The sequence below is a fragment of the Lysobacter sp. TAF61 genome (assembly GCF_052113485.1).
Lineage (GTDB): Bacteria > Pseudomonadota > Gammaproteobacteria > Xanthomonadales > Xanthomonadaceae > Lysobacter_J.
Genome location: NZ_JBFRDH010000007.1, coordinates 84,198 through 105,416, shown reverse-complemented (window position 1 = coordinate 105,416; position 21,219 = coordinate 84,198). Strand labels below are relative to the sequence as shown.

Annotated in this window: 18 protein-coding genes; 2 read left to right on the top strand and 16 right to left on the bottom strand. The window is 67.1% G+C overall.

Features of this window, described 5'->3' with window-relative positions; genetic code table 11:
• Nucleotides 1-7: 7 nt before the first annotated feature.
• Together AB4Y64_RS15735 and AB4Y64_RS15730 are read right to left on the bottom strand one after the other, a co-directional pair.
• The gene (locus AB4Y64_RS15735; protein ID WP_441817406.1) at nucleotides 8-1,096 is read right to left on the bottom strand and encodes an aromatic ring-hydroxylating oxygenase subunit alpha; all 1,089 of its coding nucleotides are present in this window, start codon (nucleotides 1,094-1,096) and stop codon (nucleotides 8-10) included.
• 65 nt (nucleotides 1,097-1,161) lie between these two features.
• Nucleotides 1,162-2,595, bottom strand: a complete 1,434-nt coding sequence (locus tag AB4Y64_RS15730) for an amidohydrolase family protein (protein ID WP_441817405.1) — start codon at nucleotides 2,593-2,595, stop codon at nucleotides 1,162-1,164.
• A gap of 146 nt (nucleotides 2,596-2,741) precedes the next feature.
• Between AB4Y64_RS15730 and AB4Y64_RS15725 the strand changes: the two genes are divergently transcribed.
• Nucleotides 2,742-4,115, top strand: a complete 1,374-nt coding sequence (locus AB4Y64_RS15725; RefSeq protein WP_441817404.1) for an MBL fold metallo-hydrolase — start codon at nucleotides 2,742-2,744, stop codon at nucleotides 4,113-4,115.
• Nucleotides 4,116-4,120: 5 nt separating this feature from the next.
• On the opposite strand, the gene AB4Y64_RS15720 is transcribed toward AB4Y64_RS15725, so the two are convergent.
• The gene (locus AB4Y64_RS15720; protein ID WP_441817403.1) at nucleotides 4,121-5,290 is read right to left on the bottom strand and encodes a low temperature requirement protein A; all 1,170 of its coding nucleotides are present in this window, start codon (nucleotides 5,288-5,290) and stop codon (nucleotides 4,121-4,123) included.
• A gap of 12 nt (nucleotides 5,291-5,302) precedes the next feature.
• A complete protein-coding gene (locus AB4Y64_RS15715) occupies nucleotides 5,303-5,656 on the bottom strand; it encodes a DoxX family protein (protein ID WP_441817402.1) in 354 nt (117 codons plus the stop codon).
• 479 nt (nucleotides 5,657-6,135) lie between these two features.
• Here AB4Y64_RS15715 and AB4Y64_RS15710 point away from each other — a divergent pair, with 479 nt between their 5' ends.
• On the top strand, nucleotides 6,136-7,446 hold the full coding sequence (locus AB4Y64_RS15710; protein WP_441817401.1) for a DEAD/DEAH box helicase: 1,311 nt from the start codon (nucleotides 6,136-6,138) through the stop codon (nucleotides 7,444-7,446).
• Nucleotides 7,447-7,538: 92 nt separating this feature from the next.
• Here the strand turns inward: AB4Y64_RS15710 and AB4Y64_RS15705 are convergent, their stop codons facing one another.
• The 12 genes from AB4Y64_RS15705 to fabA form a co-directional block, all read right to left on the bottom strand.
• A complete protein-coding gene (locus tag AB4Y64_RS15705) occupies nucleotides 7,539-8,582 on the bottom strand; it encodes a L,D-transpeptidase (RefSeq protein ID WP_441817400.1) in 1,044 nt (347 codons plus the stop codon).
• A gap of 89 nt (nucleotides 8,583-8,671) precedes the next feature.
• Nucleotides 8,672-9,448 carry a murein L,D-transpeptidase catalytic domain family protein gene (locus AB4Y64_RS15700; protein WP_441817399.1) on the bottom strand — a complete coding sequence of 259 codons (777 nt, stop codon included), beginning with the start codon at nucleotides 9,446-9,448 and terminating at the stop codon, nucleotides 8,672-8,674.
• Between the two features lie 147 nt (nucleotides 9,449-9,595).
• The gene (locus tag AB4Y64_RS15695; protein ID WP_441817398.1) at nucleotides 9,596-11,422 is read right to left on the bottom strand and encodes a DUF885 domain-containing protein; all 1,827 of its coding nucleotides are present in this window, start codon (nucleotides 11,420-11,422) and stop codon (nucleotides 9,596-9,598) included.
• Between the two features lie 83 nt (nucleotides 11,423-11,505).
• Nucleotides 11,506-13,317, bottom strand: coding sequence for a DUF885 domain-containing protein (locus AB4Y64_RS15690; RefSeq protein WP_441817397.1), 1,812 nt, complete (start codon nucleotides 13,315-13,317; stop codon nucleotides 11,506-11,508).
• A gap of 104 nt (nucleotides 13,318-13,421) precedes the next feature.
• Nucleotides 13,422-14,201 (bottom strand): queuosine precursor transporter, encoded by a 780-nt coding sequence (locus AB4Y64_RS15685; RefSeq protein ID WP_441817396.1) that lies wholly within the window; start codon nucleotides 14,199-14,201, stop codon nucleotides 13,422-13,424.
• Entirely contained in the window at nucleotides 14,198-14,890 is a 693-nt protein-coding gene (locus tag AB4Y64_RS15680; RefSeq protein ID WP_441817395.1) for a DUF502 domain-containing protein, read from the bottom strand. Before AB4Y64_RS15680 ends, AB4Y64_RS15685 begins: the two co-directional genes overlap by 4 nt.
• Nucleotides 14,891-14,935: 45 nt before the next feature.
• A complete protein-coding gene (locus tag AB4Y64_RS15675) occupies nucleotides 14,936-16,942 on the bottom strand; it encodes a bifunctional serine/threonine-protein kinase/formylglycine-generating enzyme family protein (RefSeq protein ID WP_441817394.1) in 2,007 nt (668 codons plus the stop codon).
• Nucleotides 16,943-17,072: 130 nt separating this feature from the next.
• Nucleotides 17,073-17,543, bottom strand: a complete 471-nt coding sequence (locus AB4Y64_RS15670; protein ID WP_441817393.1) for a DUF4442 domain-containing protein — start codon at nucleotides 17,541-17,543, stop codon at nucleotides 17,073-17,075.
• Between the two features lie 88 nt (nucleotides 17,544-17,631).
• Nucleotides 17,632-18,759 carry a cytochrome-c peroxidase gene (locus AB4Y64_RS15665; protein WP_441817392.1) on the bottom strand — a complete coding sequence of 376 codons (1,128 nt, stop codon included), beginning with the start codon at nucleotides 18,757-18,759 and terminating at the stop codon, nucleotides 17,632-17,634.
• Nucleotides 18,760-18,764: 5 nt separating this feature from the next.
• Entirely contained in the window at nucleotides 18,765-19,241 is a 477-nt protein-coding gene (azu, locus tag AB4Y64_RS15660; protein WP_441817391.1) for an azurin, read from the bottom strand.
• Nucleotides 19,242-19,436: 195 nt separating this feature from the next.
• Entirely contained in the window at nucleotides 19,437-20,660 is a 1,224-nt protein-coding gene (fabB, locus tag AB4Y64_RS15655) for a beta-ketoacyl-ACP synthase I (RefSeq protein ID WP_441817390.1), read from the bottom strand.
• A complete protein-coding gene (fabA, locus tag AB4Y64_RS15650) occupies nucleotides 20,661-21,176 on the bottom strand; it encodes a 3-hydroxyacyl-[acyl-carrier-protein] dehydratase FabA (RefSeq protein ID WP_441817389.1) in 516 nt (171 codons plus the stop codon).
• Nucleotides 21,177-21,219 lie beyond the last annotated feature (43 nt).

Here is a 21,219-nt window from a genome sequence, read left to right as displayed (position 1 = left end):
GATCTGGTCAGGCCTGGCGATATACGCGGCGCAGCAACTCGTGGAAGTGATGCACCGCGGTCTCGCGCAACGGATTCAGGCGGCCAGGCTGGTAGGAGCCCGACGCCATGCCGCGCTGCACGTCCTCACAGATGGTGAGGTCCTCGAACTGCACTTCATCGCTGAAGTTGAGGTCGGCCAGGCGTCGCGCCGCGGCTTCCTCGGACTCGTCCATCGCGTAGTAGAAGTCGAATTCGACCCGGCACTTGTCCACGCCCTTGGCAATCACGCGATTGGTCTGCAGCCGGCCGGGGACGATGTTGAGCATCGTGTTCGGCCAGATCCAGTAGTACAGCGCATCGCCGCTGCCGTAGAGGTCGTCGCCGCTCTCCAGTGGGCTGAACTGCAACGAGTACCAGTCGTGGGTCTGCGTGGTGTAGCTGCGGTAATCCAGCAACCGGTTCAACCCGGGGTGCACGTGCGGGACGTGGTAACCCTCCAGGTAGTTGTCGATGTAGATCTTCCAGTTGCAGTTGATGTCGTAGCCGACGCGCCGGTGGTGGCCGTAGCGTTCCAGATGCCGGTCGGCGCCGACGCGCTCGTCGATGCCGGCGACCATCGCGTCGAAATCGATCGCGTGTTCGGCATCGACCGCAGCGAACACCAGGCCCTGCCATATGCGCACCGCCAGCTGCGGCAGCTTGACGTCGGCGACGTTGAAGTCGGGCGCGGTACCCATCTCCGGTGCCGAGCGCAGCACGCCGTCGAGCGTGTAGGTCCAGCCGTGGTAGCGGCAGCGCAGCGACTTGGCGGCGAGGCCGTCGCACGCGGCCAGCGGCCCGGCGCGGTGGCGGCAGACGTTGTGGAAGACGCGGATTTCGCCATCGGCGCCGCGCACGGCGATCACCGGCAGGCCATTGAAGTCGCCGACGACGTGGTCGCCGGCGTTCTGCAATTGGCAGACATGGGCCAGGATCTGCCAGCCGCGGTCGAAGATCCGTTCGCGATCGAGCGCGACGGTGCCCGGGTCGGCGTAGTAGCGCGCCGGCAGGGAAGTGGCACGGTCTGCCGGCTGGGCGGCAAGGGCGTTGGCGTCGAGCAGGTCGGGGCGGTTCATCGGGCCAGTATGCCCAAACCGCGCCCCGCCCTCATCCCATCTTCTTCCGCCAGCGGGATAAGGGCTTACTTCTTCTCCGCGGCCACCCGCGCCTCTACATCGGCCAGCATCGCGTCCAGCTGGCCACGGTCGTAGGCCCGCCCCTTCATCACCACCGTGTCGATGCGGCGGGTCGCGGCGATGTCCAGCAGCGGGTCGGCGTCCAGCAGCACCAGGTCGGCGGCCTTGCCGGCGGCAAGCGTGCCGTTGCGGTCGGCGTGGCCGAGGAAGCGGGCGCCGTTGATGGTCGCCGCCTGCAGCGCCTGCAGCGGCGTCAGGCCGTACTTCACCAGCAGCCCGAGCTCGTCGTGCAGGCCGATGCCCGGGTAGTTGTACGAGTTGAGGAAACCGGCGTCGGTGCCGGCCAGGATCGTCACGCCGGCGGCCTGCAGCAGCGGCAGCACCGAGGCGTTGCGCTCGAAACGCAGGTGGCGCGCGGCGATCGCGGCGGTGTCGTCCTTGGCCGCGCGCTCCACGCGCCAGGTGTAGGTCGCCTGCAGGCCGGGGCCGATGTACTTGAGGTAGTCGTCGTGGCGATGGTCGTTCTGGTCGAGGTAGGCCACGGCCTGGCTGCCGTTGAGGGTCGGCGTGATCGCAGTGCCGCGCTGCGCCATGTGCTTGTAGGTGGCAGTGGCGAGCTTCGGGTCGAACGTGGCGTTCCACTGGGTCCAGGCATCGCGGCTGTTGATCTCGCCGCGGGCAATGGCCTCGCCCAGTGACTTCTCCTTCGGCGAGCCGGCCTTGAAGGCGTAGTCGATGTGCTCGACCGAACTCAGGCCCGCGGCGCTGACTTCGTCGATGGTGATCGGGTAGGGCACGTGCGCGGAGGTCTTCAAGCCGCGCCGGCCGGCTTCCTTCACTGCCGCCATGAACAGCTCCGGCGACAGCGTGTTGTCGGTGATCTTGACGAAGTCGACGTTCCAGCCCTGCAGCTTGTCCAGGGCTGCATTCAATTCGGCGACGGTGCCGATCTCGATGTCGCCCGGCCAGATGGACTTGTAGCCTTCGATCTTCGGACCGGAGGTGAAGATGCGCGGGCCCAGCAGCGTGCCGGCGGCGGTGGCGGCGCGCCATTCGAACACGCTCGGGCTGAGGTCGCCTGCGCAATCGCGTACCGAGGTGATGCCATGGGCGACATACAGCGGCAGCAGGTTGCGGTTCTCTTCGATCAGCGCGTCGCCGCCGCCGAAATGCACGTGCATGTCCCACAGGCCGGGGATGGCGAACTTGCCGCTGGCGTCGACCGTCTGCGCCGCGTCGAAACGTTTGGCGCGGGCGTCGTCGACGATGGCGACGATGCGCGCATCGCGCACGGCGATGGCCTGGTGCGGGTGGCGCTTGCCGTCGACGACGTCGATCACGGTGGCGTCGCGCACCAGCAGGTCGACGTGTTCGGCGGCGTGGAGCGGGCCGCTGGCGAGGGCCAGGGCGAGGGCCGAAGTCAGCAGGGGCTTGTTCATCGTGGGTCGGGTCCGGGGTGCGCGGCAAAACAGTTGGACGCCCATTGTGGACGCTCCGGCCGGGCGGCGGGATGGCCGCGGTCACGGCGCCCGCCAATGCCCATGCTAGGTTTCTCCTGTCACCCCTATCGGCAAAGGAAACGGCGATGCGCGTGCATTTCCATGGAGCGGCGGGCGAGGTCACCGGCTCGCTGCACGAGGTCGAGGCGGCCGGCCGCAGGCTGCTGCTCGACTGCGGCATGATCCAGGGCAGCCCGGAGGCGGAGCGGCGCAACCACGAGTCGTTTCCGTTCGACCCGGCCGCGCTCGATGCGCTGGTCATCAGCCATGCCCACATCGACCACATCGGGCGCGTGCCGTTGCTGGTGCGGCGCGGCTTCAAGGGGCCGATCTACGCGCAGGAGGCCACTGCCGACCTGATGCCGGTGATGCTGATGGATGCGGCCTCGATCTCCGAAGGCGACGCCGAGCGCGCCAACCGCCATCGCCGTCACGGCGAGCCGGAAGTGCTGCCGCTGTACACGCGCGACGACGTACAGGCGGCGATGGCGCAGGTGCGCACGCTGCCATACGACCAGCGCAGCGAAGTGCTGCCGGGCATCGACATCGCGTTCCGCGAGGCCGGCCACATCCTGGGGTCATCGAGCGTGGAAGTGTGGGCCGACGGCCGCAAGCTGGTGTTCTCCGGCGACCTCGGCCCGAAGGGAACTCCGATCCTGCGCGATCCGGCCAGCATCGACCGCGCCGACCTGGTGCTGATGGAGTCCACCTACGGCGACCGCCTGCACCGCGACCGCGCCGAGACCATCCGCGAGCTGGGCGGCATCCTCGACAAGGCCTGGCACGAGGGCGGCAACGTGTTGATTCCCGCGTTCGCGGTCGGTCGCAGCCAGGAGCTGCTGTACTGGTTCGCGCGGCACTGGGACGAGTGGCAGATGTCGCGCTGGCAGATTTTCCTCGACAGCCCGATGGCGGCCAAGGTGGTCGACATCTATGACCGCCACACCGATCTGTTCGACGAGGATGCGCGGCGGGTGTGGCAGGACAAACCCAATCCGTTCCGCCTGCCCAACCTGCACGTCACCGTGTCGCGCGAGGAGTCGATGGCGATCAACCGGATCGAGCGCGGCGCGATTGTCATTGCCGGTTCCGGCATGGCCAATGCGGGGCGGATCCTGCATCACTTCCGCCATCGCCTCGAACGCAGGCAGACGCATGTGGTGTTTGTCGGCTACCAGGCAGAAGGGACGCTGGGGCGGCGCCTGGTCGATGGTGCGCAGTGGGCGCGGATCCACGGCTACGACGTGCGCGTCAACGCGCAGCGGCACACCGTCGGCGGCTTGTCGGCGCATACCGACCAGCACGGGTTGATGCAGTGGTACGGCGCGATCGACGGGCCTCCGCCGCTGGCGCTGGTGCATGGCGAGGACAAGGCGCGCGAGGCGCTGGCGGGTGAGATTGGCGAGCGGTTCGGAGTAAAAGCGGTGCTGGCGCGGCCGGAGATGGTGCTGGAGGTCTGAGGGGGTTACGCGCCGCGGCGCAACGCAATGGTTTCCCACGTTGCCACCAGCACCATCACCGCGGTTGTCGCCATGCCCAGTCCGAGCGCAGGCAGCACATGCGCATACGCCGCGGGCACCAGCGCAGCCAGCAGCACCAGACCGGCGCAATGCGACAGCGGTGGTGAGCGCCGGTCATTGCTGGCCCACTTGAACAGGCCATTGCCGAGCAGATACAACGCCGGCCCGCCGAGAATCGCGGCAATGCCGGCATTGCTGGCATGGCCGGGGTGCGAGAGCACCAGTTCGTCGGCCACCGCGCACACGATCACGCCGCCGATGATCAGCAGGTGCAGGTAGGTGTAGTTCAGCCGCGCCAGCCTGCCCGGGTCGTCGGAGTGGGCGATGCGGTGGCTGGCGCGCTCGGCGCCGCTGTCGAAATAGATCCACCACATCGCCACGCTGCCGAGGAACGCGCTGACGAATGCGATCACCGTCGGTGTGATCCAGGGTTGCGCGGCGAAGGTCGCACCGGTGACCAGGATCGACTCGCCCAGCGCGATGATCACGAACAGCGCACAGCGTTCGGCGAGGTGGTGGCCGTCGATGTCCCAGTCCTGGGTGTGGGCGCGCCCCAGCCCGGGCACCCAGAAGTACAGCAGCGGCGAGACGTACTCGATCGCGACGGCGGTAATCCAGTAGCCGACCCGCTCGGGCCCTTCGCGCAGGCCGCCGAGGATCCAGAACACGGCTGACAGCGACAGCCACAGTGAGATGCGCACGAAGTTGCGGTAGTGCACCTCGCTGCGCTGCCGCATGACGTATGTGACGAACAGCGTGCGGCCGACCTGCATCGATGCGAACACAACCGCGAACACCAGGCCGCGTTCGCCGAACGCGGCCGGAATCGACGACGACAGCAGCAGGCCGCCGAGCATCAGCGTGAACAGCATGATCCGTACCGGCGCGCGGTCCGGGTCGAGCCAGTTGGTGACCCACGACGTGAAGATCCACAGCCACCACACCGCCAGGAACAGCAGCAGCGTGCGCAATGCACCACCGACGCTGAGATCGGCCAGCAGGGCATGGGAGAACTGGGTGACGGCGAAGACGAAGACCAGGTCGAAGAACAGCTCGACCATGGCGACGCGGCTGCTGTCGTTCTGGCCGCGTTGGCGCAGCAGGGAAGTGGTCATGCGTCCGGGAGGTCAGTGGCGCCGGTGGCGATTGGCGAACGCCAGCAGCACCAGGCCGCCGATGATCGACACGTTCTTCATGAAGTGCAGCAACTGCGCGCCGCGCTCGGGGCCGGCCAGCGACCAGAACGGATGCGACACCAGTGCGTCGACCAGCATCGAGATGGCGGCCAGGGCGGCTGTCCAGCGCAGTTGCCAGCCGCCGGCGATCAGCAGGCCCAGGACCAGTTCGGCCGTACTGGCGACGATCGCGCCGGTGCCGATCGATTCGCCGCCGGCCCAGGCCAGCAGTCGGTAACTCCCCATTGCGATGAACACGCTGGCCACCAGGACCCGCCCGGCCAGCCATCCGGCATTTCGCTCCATGAGCCCGGTCTCGTTTACGACTTGGGCGAAGGGTCGCACAAACGGCCGGAAACCGCCGCAACCCCCTCCATCGCGTGTCGCGGCCACCGGAGACGCTCTTCTGCCCGCGAGAGAAGGGTCGGGGTGAGGGCGGCCCGCCCCCCAGCCTTAACCTCCAGCCCCGGATCCCGCCCTCCGGGCTGGCACCGGACCGGCCTTTCGCGTAGAGTCCGCCCCGTTCAGCGCACGGCTGCCTCCCCGCAAGGGTACGTTTCCCAGGTATGCCCGCCGTTGGTCCAGACATTGGGCCAGTCAACACGGCTTTTATCCCGCACGTCTTTCGTCGCGCAGACACGGCCCGGAGCATCCGGCAGCCGTCCAATTCGATCGCTCACAGCGCGGTATCAGGGAACGCTGGAGCCATCAACGCGACAATCGATCGCGCGTCCGCGTTTTTGCGTGGGCGTGACGGGCGTCGCGAGCACAAGGAGTTCCACCACATGACGTTCGAAACCCTCGGGCTTTCGCCCGCGTTGCTGCGCGCGCTCGCAGACCAGAACTACACCGTCCCGACGCCGATCCAGGCCGAAGCGATCCCGCTGGCCATGGCCGGCCACGACCTGCTCGGCGGCGCCCAGACCGGCACCGGCAAGACCGCTGCGTTCGGCCTGCCGCTGCTGCAGCGCATGTCCAAGCAGACCCCGGTCAACGGCTTCCGTCGCCCGCGCGCACTGATCCTGGTGCCGACGCGTGAGCTGGCGGTGCAGGTCACCGAGAGCCTGCGCAGCTACGCCCGCCACGTCCGCCTGAACATCGCCGCCATCTTCGGCGGCGCCGGCATGGGCCCGCAGGTGGAACTGTTCCGCCGCGGCGTCGACGTGCTCGTCGCCACGCCGGGCCGCCTGATCGACCACATGGAGCGCGGCACCGTCAAGCTCGATGCGATCGAAGTGCTGGTGCTCGACGAAGCCGACCGCATGCTCGACATGGGCTTCCTGCCGGCCATGAAGCGCATCCTCGCCAAGCTGCCGCGCGAGCGCCAGACGATGCTGTTCTCGGCCACGTTCGAGTCGCAGCTCAAGCAGCTCGCGCTCGAGTTCATGCATCACCCCAAGCAGGTGCAGGTCGCCGCGCAGAACACCATCGCCGAGACCATCGTGCACCGCGCCCATCCGGTCGACGTTGCCAAGAAGCGTGACCTGCTGGTCTCGATCCTCGCTTCGCGCCACACCGATCGCGCGATTGTTTTCGGCCGCACCAAGCACGGCTGCAACCGCCTCGCCGAGCAGCTCGAAGAGTCGGGCCTGGCTTCGGTCGCCATCCACGGCAACAAGAGCCAGGCGCAGCGCCAGAAAGCCCTGCGCGACTTCAAGTCGGGCAAGGCCCGCGTGCTGGTCGCCACCGACGTCGCCGCGCGCGGTCTGGACATCCCCGACCTGCCGTTGGTGATCAACTACGACCTGCCGATGGTCGCCGAGGACTACGTGCACCGCATCGGCCGTACCGGCCGCAACGGCGCCAGCGGTGAAGCGCTGTCGCTGGTCGCACCGGAAGAGGGCGGCCTGCTGCGCCAGATCCAGCGCATGCTCAAGGCAGACATCGAGCTGGTCTCGGTGCCGGGCTTCGAGGCAAGCCGTCCGATCCAGATGAACGCACCGATCCCGAACCCGCGCGGCGCCAGCCAGCCGCGCAAGCCGGCCCATCGCCCGCACGGCAAGCCGGCGGCGCGTCACGCGCATGCCGGTCCGAAGCAGCATCGCAGCGGCGGCCAGGGTGCAGGCCGCGGCTCGCGCAGCGGCTTCAGCGGCTAAGCAGGCTCGCAGCAATGAAAAAGCCCCGGTCGCAAGACCGGGGCTTTTTTCATGGCCGTCATTCCGCGAAGGCGGGAACCCTACGCAGCGGATCACGCCTCCGGCGGATCCGAATCCAGCACCTGCACCGGAGTGCCACCACCGGTCGACTCTTCCGTCATGTGCGAGTCGGTCACCAGCATCACCACGCCCGGGCTCAGCAGCGGCAGCACCGCGGAGACGAAATCGTGCGGGATCACCACGCGATCGATCGTCTCCGGTCCCAGCAACATGCCCGATGGGTCCGTGCCGCCGGGGATGCCGATCGCACTCCAGTTGGGCATGCGCGTGCCTGGCAGCAGCGGGTTGTCGCCAGGCAGGAAGCCGTCCTTGACGATGTAGGCGTGCGTGCCGAGCGGTTTCTCCGGGTTGCGGATCAGCACGCGCGAACGACCGATCTCGATGCCATTGCGGTAGACGATCACGCGCTGGTCGGCACCGCTGAGCAGGATCGACACCGGACCTTCGGTCGACACTTCCGGCCGCCAGCGATACTTCTGTCCATTCTCGAGCGGCGGAATCGCCGCCTCGGCACCGGTGTGCGGATCGATCGGGCTCAGCGCGCCCGGGTGCACGATGTCCTCGGGCGACTTGCCTTCCTGCGACACGACCACCGTCATGCCCATGTTCGACGAATCGAACAGATGGCGCGCGAACTCGGACGGCAGATGCACGCAGCCGTGCGATTCGGGATAGCCCGGCAGGCCGCCGGCGTGCAGGGCGACACCGTCCCAGGTGAGCCGCTGCATGTACGGCATCGGTGCGGCGTTGTACTTGCTGGAGCGGTGGTCCTTGTCCTTCTGCAGGATCGTGAAGACACCGGTCGGTGTTTCGTAACCCTTCCTGCCGGTGCTGACCGTGGTAACGCCGATCGGAATGCCATTGCGGTACACGTAGGCGCGCTGCTCGGTCAGGCTGACCACCACCGCGAGCGGACCGGCGCGATTGTCGCCACCCCAGATCCACTCACCGGGCTTGAGCTGCGCCGGCGTCAGCGTGGCCGGGCTCGATTCGCGCGCACCCCACGATGGCACCCCCGAGTGCGCGGTCGCGCTGAGGGTCAGTGCCAGGGCCAGGGCAAGCAGTGAGCGTGACATCGACGATTCCATCCTTTGAACTGGGTAAAGCGTAGCCGCGCCTGGCCGCGGGAGCCAGCCAGCGGCCTCATGCGGCCTTGCCGGGAACGTCAGCCGGACGTGGCGCGGGGAGCGGCGTCGTGGCGCACGAAGGTATCGCGCTTCTGCCGCGCGGCCGGGCAATTGAGCAGCGCCGAGCGCGCCAGCCAGGCCTGGTCGGGGTAATACGAGAAGACGAACTGGCCACCCTTGAGCAGGTCGATCATCGGCTTGGCCACCGCGCTGCGCACGGCCGGGCAACCCCAGCTGCGTCCCAGCCGTCCCATCCGCTTGCCCTGCGCCGGATCGACGTAGGGCGCGCCGTGCATGACGATCGCGCGCGCCATCGCCGCGTCATTCACGCCCGGCTCCAGGCCCTGCATGCGCAGGGAGTAGCCATTCTTGCCGGTGTAGGTGTCGGCGGTGACGAACAGCCCGAGGCTCGACTGGTGGCTGCCATCGCGATTGGAGAAATGCGTGGCGAGGTTGTCGCCCGAGCCCTGGCCGTGTGCAACCACCTCTTCATACAGCAGCCGGCCCGCGGCGAGGTCGAACACCCACAGCCGCGGCAACAGCGACGGCCGGCTGTAATCGATGACCGCCAGCCGCCGCGCGGTGGCGCCAACGCCGCTGGCTTGTGCGCACTGCATCGCGGCCTGGGCCAGATCCAGCACCTTCGGGTCCGCGCCCGGGGCCAGACGCGCCAACGGCGAAGCGGGCAACTGCGCGGCCTCCGTCGCCACCGGCAGCTTCAGCACCGCGGGCGCATTGGCCTTGCGCGTGGCAAGGCCGGGCGTGGCCGGCAGCAGGGCGGCGGCGGCCAAGAGAAGGGTTCGGGGCTTGAGCATCCGGCTATTGTCGTAAGGCATTGCTGAATCACGTATTTTGCGGCTGAAATTTGGAATTCAAGCGCGCTCCGGCCGCGTGTTTGTTCAGTTTGGGCGAAAAAAAACAGGCCGGCGAGAAGCCGGCCTGTTCTGTGTTGGGTGGAGGGATCAGCCCTTCTTGGCGGCGATCCAGCGATCGATCTTGCCTTCGAGGATGCTCAGCGGTACTGCGCCATCCTTCAGCACTTCGGCGTGGAACTCGCGGATGTCGAACTTCGGACCCAGTTCCTTCTCCGCCTTCGCACGCAGCTCCTTGATCTTCAACTCGCCGATCTTGTAAGCCAGCGCCTGGCCCGGCCACGCGATGTAACGCTCCGCTTCCGCCGTTGCCTGCGTCTCGCTCTCGGCCGAATTGTCGAGCATGTACTTGATCACCTGCTCACGCGTCCAGCCCTTGCTGTGCAGGCCGGTGTCGGTGACCAGGCGAATCGCACGCCACAGCTCGTTCTGCAGATAACCGAAGTAGTTGTACGGATCGGTGTAGACACCCAGGTCCTTGCCCAGCGATTCCGCGTACAGGCCCCAGCCTTCGGCGAATGCGGTCTCGCCACCGAAACGGCGGAACGCCGGCAGGTTCTTCAGCTCCTGCTGCAGTGCGAGCTGGAAGTGGTGGCCCGGGATCGCCTCATGCAGGTACAGGTCCTCGGCGTCCCACGTCTTGCGCGTCGGCAGATCGTAGGTGTTGACGTAGAAGATGCCCGGACGCGTGCCGTCCTCACTCGGCGTCTGGTACTCGCCACCTGCCGCCGACTGCGCGCGGAACGCCTCGACCGGACGGATCTCGAACGGCGACTTCGGAATCAGCGAGAACTGCTCCGGAATCTTCTGGTTGATCTTGCCCTCGAGCGCACGGTAGTACTCCAGCAGCGCCTTCTCGTCCTTGAAGCTGAAACGCTTGTCGGTCTGCATGAACTTGAAGAAGTCCTGCATCGAACCCTTGAATCCGACCTGCTCCATGACCTTCTGGATTTCGCCGTGGATGCGCGCGACTTCGTCCAGGCCGATCTTGTGGATCTGGTCCGGGGTCAGGTCCGTGGTGGTGCTCTGCTTGGCGTTGAACGCGTACCAGGCCGCACCGTTGGGCAGCTTGTCCAGACCGACCGTGTCGCGGGTCTTGGGCAGGTACTCATCGTTGATGTAGGCGCGCAGCTTCTTGTACGACGGCATCAGCTGATCGGCGATGAGCGCGCGGTAGGCGTCGGTCAGGCGCTTCTTGTCGGCGTCGGAGAAGTCCTTGGGCATCTGCTGGATCGGGCCCCAGAACAGCGTGTCCTCAGGCTTGGCCTTGATCAGCGAATCCAGCTGCGGGATCACCTTGACCATCAGCGGCTTGGGCTGCACCACGCCGGCGGTGACACCTTCGCGCATGCTGGTGATCGCCGAGTCGAACAGCGTCGGCAGCTTGCCGGCACGGGCCAGCCAGTTGTCGTAGTCCTTGACGGTCTTGAACGGCTGCGCGCCCGTGCCCGAGCCCAGCTGCACGGCCAGCGATGGCAGCGAATGCATCTGGTTGACCGGCACCAGCCAGTCCGGGTACTTGAACGATTCCAGCGTGTCCTTGGAATCCTCGACGAAGATTTCGTAGCTCAGCAGGTCCTGGCCGCTGAGGCCTTCGCTGCCGATCGCCTCGACCTTGGCCAGCCACTCGCTGGTGAACTGCTTGGTCTGCTCGCGGTACTGCGCCGAGTAGTAGTCGGGCAACTGGTCGTTGTAGCGCGGGTCGCCCTGGAACGTGGCGGCGAGCGGATTGAACTTGAGGTTGGCTTCCCAGTAATCGGCGTACAACTTGTTGAGCTGGTCGGCCTTGGCCTGGGAGTTCTGCGTGGCGGCGGTGGAAGCGGCCGGGGCAGGGGCGGACGCGGTTTCAGTGGCGGGCTTGCAGCCGGCGATCGCGGCGGTGATGGCGACGGCAAGCAGGAGCGGGCGAAGCTTCATGGGTGGATCTCCTTGTGAACACGTTTTCCCCGATCCCTCTCACGCTTGCGGAAGAGGGAACGGGGTAAGGGTAAGGCGAGGCGTCAGCCGCCTGCTTTTTCCGAAGCAATCCAGCGGTCGATCTTGCCTTCGAGGATTTCAAGCGGCACCGAGCCGTCCTTGAGCACCTCGGCGTGGAACCTGCGCACGTCGAACTTCGCTCCCAATGCCTTCTCGGCGCGGTGGCGCAGTTCCTGGATCTTCAGCTCGCCCATCTTGTAGGCCAGCGCCTGGGCCGGGATGGCCATGTAGCGTTCGGCTTCGGCAGTGGACTGTGTCTCGCTTTCGGCCGAGTTGTCGAGCATGTACTTGATCACCTGCTCGCGGGTCCAGCCCTGGCTGTGCAGGCCAGTGTCGACGACCAGGCGGATCGCGCGCCACAACTCGTTCTGAAGGTAACCGAAGTACGAGTAGGGATCGGTGTACACGCCCAGGTCGCGGCCCAGCGACTCGGCGTACAGGCCCCAGCCTTCGCTGAAGGCGGTCTCGCTGCCGAAGCGGCGGAACTTGGGCAGGTTGGTCAGCTCCTGCTGCAGCGCCAGCTGGAAATGGTGGCCGGGAATGGCTTCGTGCAGGTACAGGTCCTCGGCGTCCCAGGTCTTGCGCGTGGGCAGGTCGTAGGTGTTGACGTAGAAGATGCCCGGGCGCGTGCCGTCCTGGCTCGGACGCTGGTAGGAACCGCCGGCCGCCGATTGCGCGCGGAAGGCCTCGACCGGACGGATCTCGAACGGCGCCTTCGGCGTCAGCGAGAACTGCTCCGGGATCTTCTCGTTGATCTTCGCTTCCAGTCCGCGGTAGTAGGCCAGCAGCGCCGGCTCGTCCTTGAAGCTGAAGCGCGGGTCGCTCTGGACGAACTTGAAGAACTCCTTCATCGAGCCCTTGAAGCCGGTCTGCGCGATGACGGTGGTGATCTCGCCGTGGATGCGCGTCACCTCGTCCAGGCCGATCTGGTGGATCTGCGCCGGGGTCAGGCTGGTCGTGGTGGTGTTGCGTGCGTTGTAGGCATACCAGGCCGCGCCATTGGGCAGCGCGTCGAGGCCTGAGGTGGTGCGCGTGGCCGGCAGGTAGACGTCGTTGATGAAAGCGCGCAGCTCGCGATAGGCCGGCATCAGCTGGCCTTCGATCATCGCCTTGTACTCGGCGGTCAGGCGTTGTTTGTCGGCGTCGGAGATGCCGGTCGGGAAGGCCTTGACCGGCCCCCAGAACAGCGTGTCCTCGGCCTTGTCCTTGATCAGCGCATCCAGCTGCGGGATCACCTTCACCATCAATGCGCGCGGCTGCACCACGCCGTTCTTCATGCCTTCGCGGCTGTTGGCGATGGCCTGCGCGAACAGCACCGGCACCTGCGCGGCGCGCTTGCGCCAGGCATCGTAGTCGGCGGTGGTCTTGAACGGCTGCGCACCGGTGCCGGAGCCGAGCTGGGCGATGGTGGCGGCGAAGTTGTAGAACTGGTTGACCGGCTGCTGCCAGGTCGGGAACTGCTCGCCTTCCAGCTGCTTCTCGCGGTCGCGCACGAAGATCTGCCAGCTCAGCAGGTCCTGGCCGGCGAGGTTGTCGCTGCCGGCCTGCTTCACCGTCTTGAGCCAGCGCGTGTTGAAGTCGTGCATCCGCTGGCGGTACTGCGCCGACAGCGTGTTGGGCAACTGGTCGTTGTAGCGGCTGTCGCCCTGGAAGGTCGCCTGCAGCGGATTGAGCTTGAGCAGCTCTTCCCAGTACTGCTCGTAGAGCGCGTTGAGGCGGGTGGCCTTGGCGGACTGGGGTGCGGTTGCCGGCGTGGGTGCGGCGAAGGCCGGCGCGGTCGCGGCGGTGGCGAAGGTCAGGGCAAGGGCGAGGGCAAGCGGGCGCAACAACGGCATGTAGGGTCCCCGGGGCAAGGCCGAATGCCCAAGCATGGCCGAGGCGGGCGGGGACCGCTTAGGTCGGAAGTCACGAAATGGGCGGTTGCCGGGGCCCTTTCGTCCTAGACCAGCGCCGCTTCCTCGCGCAGCTGCGTGGCCCGCGCCTCACCCAGATAGCGCGTGATGCCCGCACGTACCAGGTAGATCGCCGGAATAAGCGCGACCGCGGCCAGCATCTTGTAGGCGTAGTTGACCGTGCTGACGGCCAGGAACAGCGACGTCGGCCACTTCTGCGGGCCCAGCACGAAGGCGATATAGAGCACGACGAAGCTGTCCACCAGCTGCGAGACCGCGGTGGAACCGGTGGCGCGCAGCCAGACGTGCTTTTCGCCGGTGATGTTGCGGATGCGGTGGAACACCGCCACGTCGATCAGCTGGCCGAGCATGAAGGCCACCAGCGAGCCTCCAATCGTCCACAGGCCCTGGCCGAACACCGCCGCGAACGCGGTCTGGTAGTCGCTCACGCCCTGCGGTTGCGCGGCCTTGACCCACCACGAAGCAGGGGCCAGCGAGATGGCGGCAAACGCGAACGCGAAGCCGTAGACGATCAGCCCCGCCGCCAGCCACGAGATCATGCGCACGCCGCGGCGGCCGAAGAACTCGTTGATGACGTCGGTCATCAGGAACACCATCGGCCACAACAGCGTGCCGGCGGTGAAACTCAGCGAGCCCGTCTGGCCGAACAGGTTCCATTCCAGCGGCGCGATGCCCAGCGTGTCCTCGAGCGCGAATATCTTCACGCCGATGAATTCCGCCAGCACCGCGTTGACGCAGAAGAATGCGCAAAGAACGATGAACAACCACACCGCGCGGTCGTCCAGCGTGCGTCCCTGGATGCTCATGCGTCAGGCGCGGCCGGTGGCGAGAACGGTATGGTGTCGGGCGAGACCGCGCCGCCGGAGATGATGAAGCTCATCGCCTGGTCGACGCTCCAGTCGGTCGGGGTGATCTTCTCCACCGGCACGATCTCCAGGTAGCCGGAGGTCGGGTTCGGCGTGGTCGGCACGTACACCGCGGCCAGCTCGCGGCCGGTGCCCTGCTCGCGCAGCGTGCGGGTGACGAAGCCAATGGACTTCATCTGCGTGTGCGGGAAGTCGATCAGCACCACGCGCTGGGTGCCGTCGGGCTTGGTCTGCAGGATGTTCAACAGCTGCCGGGCGCTGCTGTAGATGGTGCTGGCCAGCGGGATGCGCTGGATCAGCGCCTCGAACCAGCTCAGCATGCGCTGGCCGAACACGCGACGCGCCATCACGCCCGAGAACAGGATCACCGCGACCGTCGCCAGCATCGCCAGCACCGTCCTGACCCACGGTTCGACCAGCCACGACAGCGACTGCGGCGACGATGCCGCCAGGTTCTGCAGCACCGGCGTCATCAGCGGCTGGCTGATGTCGGACAGCATCACGAAGACGAACTTGACCACCACCCACGTCAGCCAGATCGGCAGCAGCGTGAGCAGGCCGGTCAGGAACAGTTTCTGCAGGCTGGGGCGGTTCGGGGCGGCGCGGCCGCCGGGGATGGGCTCGGACATGGCGCGGATTGTAGGGCACGGGCCCCGGTTCCGCGCTGGCGCGCTTCAGCGCTCGCGCACCAGGCGGAAGCCAACGTCGTCGTAGCCGCGCTCGGCCAGCAGGGTCCGCTGGTCCTGGCGGCTGCGCCAGGATTCGCCGGCGACCTGGCGCTGCTGGCAATTGCTGCCGCAGTCGCGCAGCCACATCGACAGGGCGCGGTTGCCGCTGTCGCCGCGCAGGTGGGCGGCTTCCTCGGCGCTGGGCAGGCGGTAGCGGCGGCCGGTCTGGGCGCTGTACCACTGCGCGTAGGCCTGTGCATCTTCGAGCGAGATGCACACCACCGGGTCGTTCTCGTCCTGCGTGAAGCCGGGCTTCTGCCAGTCGCGCGGGTCGATCATGCGCAGCAGCGAGGCACGCTCGCGGCATAGCGCCGCGGTGCGGCCGTTGGAGGCGGCGAAGCGTGCGTACTCGCGGCGCGAGACCGGGCGCGGCGTCAGCGTCACGCTGACCTTGGCGCTGGCCTGCGAAGTGACATCGATCGTGGCGCCGCGGGCCAGCGCGGTGGGCATGGCCTTGGCCTGGGCGAGCAGGCGCGAATTGAGTTTGCGCGGGAGTTTGAACTGGTCGGCCAGCGCGACGGTGCGCTGCGCCTCGGGCTTGTCGCGGCGCTTGATCGCCTGCTCGAGCCGGGCATCGAGCGCCTTGCCGGCCTGGATGCGCAGCTCGGACTGGGCCGGGGAGCTGACGGTGCCGGTCTGCTGGCCCAGGTTGTTGGCGTGGGTCAGCAGTTCGATCGCGCGCGCGTCCTTGTCCTCGCGCACGCTGCGCACGATCTGCGCGGACAGGGCGAGGGTGAGGTCGTCGATGGCCTTGGCGACATCCGGGTGGGTGCTGTCGGTGTGCCATGCCAGCAGCACGCTGTCGAAGGCGTTGGCATCGTCGGGTTCGGTCAGGCGGCCGCGTTCGATCTGCTGCCGCGCTTCGTCGAGCGCGCGTTGCAACGGCGCTTCCGGCAGCGGCTGCAGCATTGCCTCGGTGGGATCGTCGGTCGTCGTCGCCGTGGGCGACGTGGCGATCACTTCGGAGGGCGTGGCTTTGTCGTCGTCGTCATCGCGGCCGATGCTGAAACCCAGCACCACCAGCGTGACCGCGGCCACGGCCAGCGCCGCCCACATCGGCGTCGCCCAGCGGCGCGACGGCCGCAGGCGTTCGAACATTTCCAGCGCTGCCGTCCACGGCTTGCGCTGCTGCACGGCGCGGATGGACGCGGTCATCTGCGCGGCATCCTGGAAGCGGTTGGCGGCCTGCTTGCACAGTGCGCGATTCATGAAGCGCTGCCAGTGATGCAGGTGCTGCGGCAGTTTCGGAATCGGATCCTGCGCGTGCATCACCGCCATCGACAGCGCGTCGGCGGCCTCGAACGGCAGGCGACCGGTCAGCATCTCCCACAACAGCACGCCCAGGCTGTAGAGGTCGGCGCGGCCATCGACGTCTTCGCCGCGCGCCTGTTCCGGCGCCATGTAGGCGGTGCTGCCGACGGCGAGTCCGGCGGCAGTCACGCGCGGGCCGAAGCCACGGCGCAGGGCGATGCCGAAGTCGGCGAGCAGCACGCGTTCGCTGTCGTCGAACAGCACGTTCTCGGCCTTGACGTCGCGATGCACGACGCCCCGTGCATGGGCGTAGTCGAGCGCCGACAGCAGCGTCAGCGCGACTTCGACCGCGCGCGGCTCGTCCTTGCTCAGATCGCGCTGGCCAAGGTGGCCGCGTGGCAGGAACGGCATCGCGTAATAGGGCAGTCCGTCGACGGTGCGGCCGACTTCGTGGATGGTGACGATGTTGGGGTGTTCGAGGCGCGCGATCGTGCGCACTTCATTCTCGAAGCGGCGACGGCTGACTTCGTCGGCGAGCGCCAGCGGCAGCATCACCTTGATGGCGACCTCGCGCGACAACGCGATCTGGTTGCCCAGATACACGGTCGACATGCCACCGTGGTTGATCACCTTGTGCAGGTGAAAGCCGGTGATCTCCGGTAATGGCGATGTGTTGTCGATGTTGGATGCTGATCCGGACATCGCGTCCCCCTGTCGCGAAACGGGAGCATACGCCGTCATTGCGCCCAGCTCACGACGCGATCCTCACATCTGCGATGTGAAGACAAATGTGATGACGCACAGCGTCAGTTTCTGTCGGAAATGGCTTGTTTTAAGCTACTTCGGGCGCGTCCCGGTGCTCGGTTTTGCGGCGCACATAGAGCTGTTTGCGCAAACGTGCGACGACATCGCCTTCGCTGTCCACCACGTCGGTGTTGAACCATCGCAGCGTCTTGCTGCCGGTGGCGGTGGCCTGGCGCAACTCGGTCAGCACGCCTTCGTCCAGGCGGAAATCGGCATGGACGGTGCCGCGGCCGGGCTTGACGAACTCGATCTCCGCGGCCTTGTCCCAGACCCAGTAGCGGCTGCCGAGCGCGTTCATCGTCAGCAGCATCCAGAACGGGTCGGTCATGGCGAACAGGCTGCCGCCGAAGTGGGTGCCGACGTAGTTGCGGTTCCAGGGGCGCATGCGCAGCTCGACATGGGCATGGCGGTAGTCGGCGGCGATGGCGGTGACGCGGATGCCGCTGAACAGGAACGGCGGCCAGAGGTTGAGGCCCAGGCGCAGGTGACTGGCTTTCATTCGGGGGCAGGAGCGGGGTGGGGCGGCTAGCCTGCCATACGGGGCCGTATTGAGGAAGGCCCGCCCGCCGCAGGGCGGGCCTCCCCGTTCATCCGTTCAGTGGCCTCGGCGTGGCGTCAGCGCTCGGCGGCAGGATCGGGAGCGTGACCTGCGGTGCCACTCCGCTGAGGGACTGGAGGAAGGCGGTGATGTCCTCGACTTCAGCCGGTGCCAGCTGGCGGCCGAGTTGACTGCTGCCCATGATCCGGACCGCCTCGCGCAGGTCCCAGACCTGGCCGCTGTGGAAGTAAGGTGCGGTCAGGGCGACATTGCGCAGCGGCGCCGCCCGGAACGCGTACTCGTCTCCTTCGGCCCTGGTCACGGCGAAACGGCCCGTGTCCGCAGCCGGCAACAGGTGGGCGGCGGGTTTGCTGACGACGCCGAACGGGTGGTAGCTCTGGCCACCGACATTGATGCCGTTGTGGCAGGCGACGCAGCCGGCGTCCATGAACAACCCCATGCCGCGTTGCTGCCGCGCATCCAGGGCGCCGTCATCGCCGGCAAGGAAGCGATCGAACGGGGCGCCGGGCGTCAGCAAGGTCGCCTCGAATGCTTCGATGGCGCGCGCCATGTTGTCGAAGGTGATGGCGTTGTTGCCGCTGTCGGGAAAGGCCAGTGCGAATGCCCTGGCGTAGCCGGGAATGCCCTTGAGCGTCGCCACCGCGCGGGCCGGGGTGTTGTTCATTTCGACACCGGCCTGGATCGGACCCTTCGCCTGCTCGCTCAGGTCGGGCGCGCGCCCGTCCCAGAACTGGGCGGCATTGAATACGGCATTGAACACGGTTGGCGCATTGCGCGGGCCGCGCTGAAAGCCGTGGCCGATGGATGTCGGGACGTTGTCCGCGCCGGCAGTGCTGAGGCTGTGGCAACTGTTGCAGCTGATGACCTGGCTCGATGACAGGCGCGGCTCGAAGAAGAGCATCTTGCCCAGTTCGACTTTCGCGGGGCTGATGGTCTGGTCGCGCACGGCCGCCAGCTTCTCCGGGACGGGAGTGAAAACACCCTCGGCGCGCTTTCGAAGTGCCGCTGCGGCGGAATCAGCGGCAGGAGCGGTGTGGGTGGCATGAACTCCGGCGGCGGGTGTGTTCTGCGCGGTACCTGCGTTACCGCAACCGGTCAACAGCAGCGTTGCGGCGATGGCGGGAGACAACGTGATGGCAAGTGGAAGGCGTCGCATGGCGTCTACCTGGTGACCGTCAGCTTGCCCTTCATCTGGAACGAGTGGCCGGGGAAGCTGCAGAAGAATGCGTAGTCGCCGCCGGCGGTGAGCTTCTTGCCCGGGAACGACACCGTCGTCTTCTGTCCTGCGCCGATCAACGACGTTGCGGCGATGACGCGCGCGTCGCCCTTGGCGAGGTAGTTGTTGGCCGCGCCTGCCTTGATGCCGTCGCGTCCGATGGCCTCCATGTCCTTGCTTGTCGCGATCACGACGTTGTGGCCCATCGCCGCCACCGGCAGCTTGCCGGTATGCGCCAGTTCGACCGTGATGGTCGGGCAGGCCGCCGAAACGGTGACGGTCTTGAGGTCGAACTTCATCGCGTCGTCGGCCTTGAGCGCGATGGTGCAGTTGCCCGCGGCATGGGCGAGGCCGGTTGCGGACAGCAGGCCCAGGCAGAGCAGGGAGGTCGAAACGATCGTCGTGGAATGCTTGTGCTTCATGGACAATTCCTGGGGGAGGGAGGGCCGATGTCGACACGGTAGGCGCGTGCGGGCGTCGGGACCTTGATCTGAGTCAAAACCCGGGAGTCCATGCGTCTGCTTTTCCAGACAACGACAACCAGCACGCGCGGGGCGTGCTGGTTGTTCAGAGCGGTTTGTCTGCGGCGTTGTCTGCCGCAAATGGTTTGCCGCGCGTCAGTCCGCGCGACGCAAGATCAGTGTGGCGTTGGTGCCGCCGAAGCCGAAGCTGTTGGACATCACCGTGTCGCAGGCCGCGTCGCGGCGCTCGCGCAGGATCGGGAAGCTCTCCGCGCGAGGATCGAGTGTTTCGATGTTGGACGAGGCGGCCATGAATCCGCCTTCCATCATCAGCAGGCAGTAGATCGCCTCATGCACGCTGGCAGCACCCAGCGAATGGCCGCTGAGCGCCTTGGTCGATGAAAGCGGCGGCACGTTGTCGCCGAATGCGGCGCGCACCGCTTCCAGTTCCACCACATCGCCCAGGGGCGTGGAGGTGCCGTGCGTGTTGAGGTAGTCGATCGCGCCGACGCCGCGGCCGTCGTAGCCGGCCAGCGCCATCTGCATGCAGCGCACCGCGCCTTCGCCCGAGGGGGCGACCATGTCGGCGCCGTCGGAGGTGACGCCGTATCCGACCAGTTCGGCGAGGATGCGGGCGCCGCGGGCGCGGGCGTGTTCGTAGTCTTCCAGCACGACCATGCCGCCACCGCCGGCGATGACGAAGCCGTCGCGGTCGTTGTCGTACGGCCGCGAGGCGCTTTGCGGGGTGTCGTTGCGATGCGTGGACAGCGCGCCCATGCCGTCGAACTGTGCGGTCATGCCCCAATGGACTTCTTCGCCACCGCCCGCGAACACCACGTCCTGCGCGCCATGGCGGATCAGGTCCGCGGCCATGCCGATGCAATGCGCTGACGTCGCGCATGCGGCGCTGATGGAGTAGCTGAGGCCGCGAATACCGAACGCGGTGGCCAGCGTCGCCGATACGGTCGAGCACATCGTGCGCGGCACCATGTACGGGCCGACGCGGCGAATGCCCTTCTCGCGCAGGATGTCCGCCAGTTCGATCTGCCACTGCGGCGAGCCGCCGCCGGAGCCGGCGATCACGCCGGTGCGGACGTTGTGCATCTGTTCCTGGTCGAGGCCGGCCTCGGTCATCGCATCGTGCATGGCGATGTAGCTGTAGGCCGCGGCATCGCCCATGAAACGCTTGAGCTTGCGATCGATCCGCGACTCCAGGTCGATCTGCGGCACGCCGGCGACATGGCTGCGCAAGCCTTTCTCTGCGTACTCGGGAACGAAACTGATGCCCGCGCGCCCTTCGCGCAGGGAGTCCGTGACCGACTGGCGATCATTGCCCAGGCACGAAACCACACCCAGGCCGGTGACAACGACACGACGCATTCAGAAGCCCTCGGTGGAAGTGAACAGCCCGACGCGAAGATCCTTGGCCGTGTAGATCTGGCGGCCGTCGACGCTCACGCTGCCGTCGCCGATGACCAGCGCCAGCTTGCCGCGCATGACCCGGCGGATATCGATTTCGTAGCTGACGAGCTTTGCATCCGGCAGCACCTGGCCGGTGAACTTCACCTCGCCCACGCCCAGCGCGCGGCCGCGACCGGGTTCGCCCAGCCAGGGCAGGAAGAAACCGCACAGCTGCCACAGCGCATCCAGGCCCAGGCAGCCGGGCATCACCGGGTCGCCTTCGAAGTGGCAGGCGAAGAACCACAGGTCCGGGTTGATGTCGAGCTCGGCGCGGATCACGCCCTTGCCGTAGCTTCCGCCTTCGGTGGCGATGTGGGTGATGCGATCGAACATCAGCATCGGCGGAAGCGGCAGGCGCGCGTTGCCGGGGCCGAACATGGTGCCGCCGGCGCATGCAAGCAGCTGCGCGCGGTCGAATGAATTGGGACGAGTCATCTGGAAGTACCGTGGCGTGGAACGCGGCAGTGTGGTTTCCCAC

Excerpts from the sequence above, each read along its gene's own strand:
- AB4Y64_RS15725 (WP_441817404.1), top strand. The coding sequence starts at position 2,742 with ATGCGCGTGCATTTCCATGGAGCGGCGGGCGAGGTCACCGGCTCGCTG.
- AB4Y64_RS15690 (WP_441817397.1), bottom strand. The coding sequence starts at position 13,317 with ATGCCGTTGTTGCGCCCGCTTGCCCTCGCCCTTGCCCTGACCTTCGCC.
- AB4Y64_RS15705 (WP_441817400.1), bottom strand. The coding sequence starts at position 8,582 with ATGTCACGCTCACTGCTTGCCCTGGCCCTGGCACTGACCCTCAGCGCG.
- AB4Y64_RS15720 (WP_441817403.1), bottom strand. The coding sequence starts at position 5,290 with ATGACCACTTCCCTGCTGCGCCAACGCGGCCAGAACGACAGCAGCCGC.
- AB4Y64_RS15675 (WP_441817394.1), bottom strand. The coding sequence starts at position 16,942 with ATGTCCGGATCAGCATCCAACATCGACAACACATCGCCATTACCGGAG.
- AB4Y64_RS15730 (WP_441817405.1), bottom strand. The coding sequence starts at position 2,595 with ATGAACAAGCCCCTGCTGACTTCGGCCCTCGCCCTGGCCCTCGCCAGC.
- AB4Y64_RS15695 (WP_441817398.1), bottom strand. The coding sequence starts at position 11,422 with ATGAAGCTTCGCCCGCTCCTGCTTGCCGTCGCCATCACCGCCGCGATC.
- AB4Y64_RS15685 (WP_441817396.1), bottom strand. The coding sequence starts at position 14,201 with ATGAGCATCCAGGGACGCACGCTGGACGACCGCGCGGTGTGGTTGTTC.
- AB4Y64_RS15680 (WP_441817395.1), bottom strand. The coding sequence starts at position 14,890 with ATGTCCGAGCCCATCCCCGGCGGCCGCGCCGCCCCGAACCGCCCCAGC.
- AB4Y64_RS15670 (WP_441817393.1), bottom strand. The coding sequence starts at position 17,543 with ATGAAAGCCAGTCACCTGCGCCTGGGCCTCAACCTCTGGCCGCCGTTC.
- AB4Y64_RS15700 (WP_441817399.1), bottom strand. The coding sequence starts at position 9,448 with ATGCTCAAGCCCCGAACCCTTCTCTTGGCCGCCGCCGCCCTGCTGCCG.
- AB4Y64_RS15735 (WP_441817406.1), bottom strand. The coding sequence starts at position 1,096 with ATGAACCGCCCCGACCTGCTCGACGCCAACGCCCTTGCCGCCCAGCCG.
- fabA (WP_441817389.1), bottom strand. The coding sequence starts at position 21,176 with ATGACTCGTCCCAATTCATTCGACCGCGCGCAGCTGCTTGCATGCGCC.
- AB4Y64_RS15715 (WP_441817402.1), bottom strand. The coding sequence starts at position 5,656 with ATGGAGCGAAATGCCGGATGGCTGGCCGGGCGGGTCCTGGTGGCCAGC.
- AB4Y64_RS15710 (WP_441817401.1), top strand. The coding sequence starts at position 6,136 with ATGACGTTCGAAACCCTCGGGCTTTCGCCCGCGTTGCTGCGCGCGCTC.
- fabB (WP_441817390.1), bottom strand. The coding sequence starts at position 20,660 with ATGCGTCGTGTCGTTGTCACCGGCCTGGGTGTGGTTTCGTGCCTGGGC.
- AB4Y64_RS15665 (WP_441817392.1), bottom strand. The coding sequence starts at position 18,759 with ATGCGACGCCTTCCACTTGCCATCACGTTGTCTCCCGCCATCGCCGCA.
- azu (WP_441817391.1), bottom strand. The coding sequence starts at position 19,241 with ATGAAGCACAAGCATTCCACGACGATCGTTTCGACCTCCCTGCTCTGC.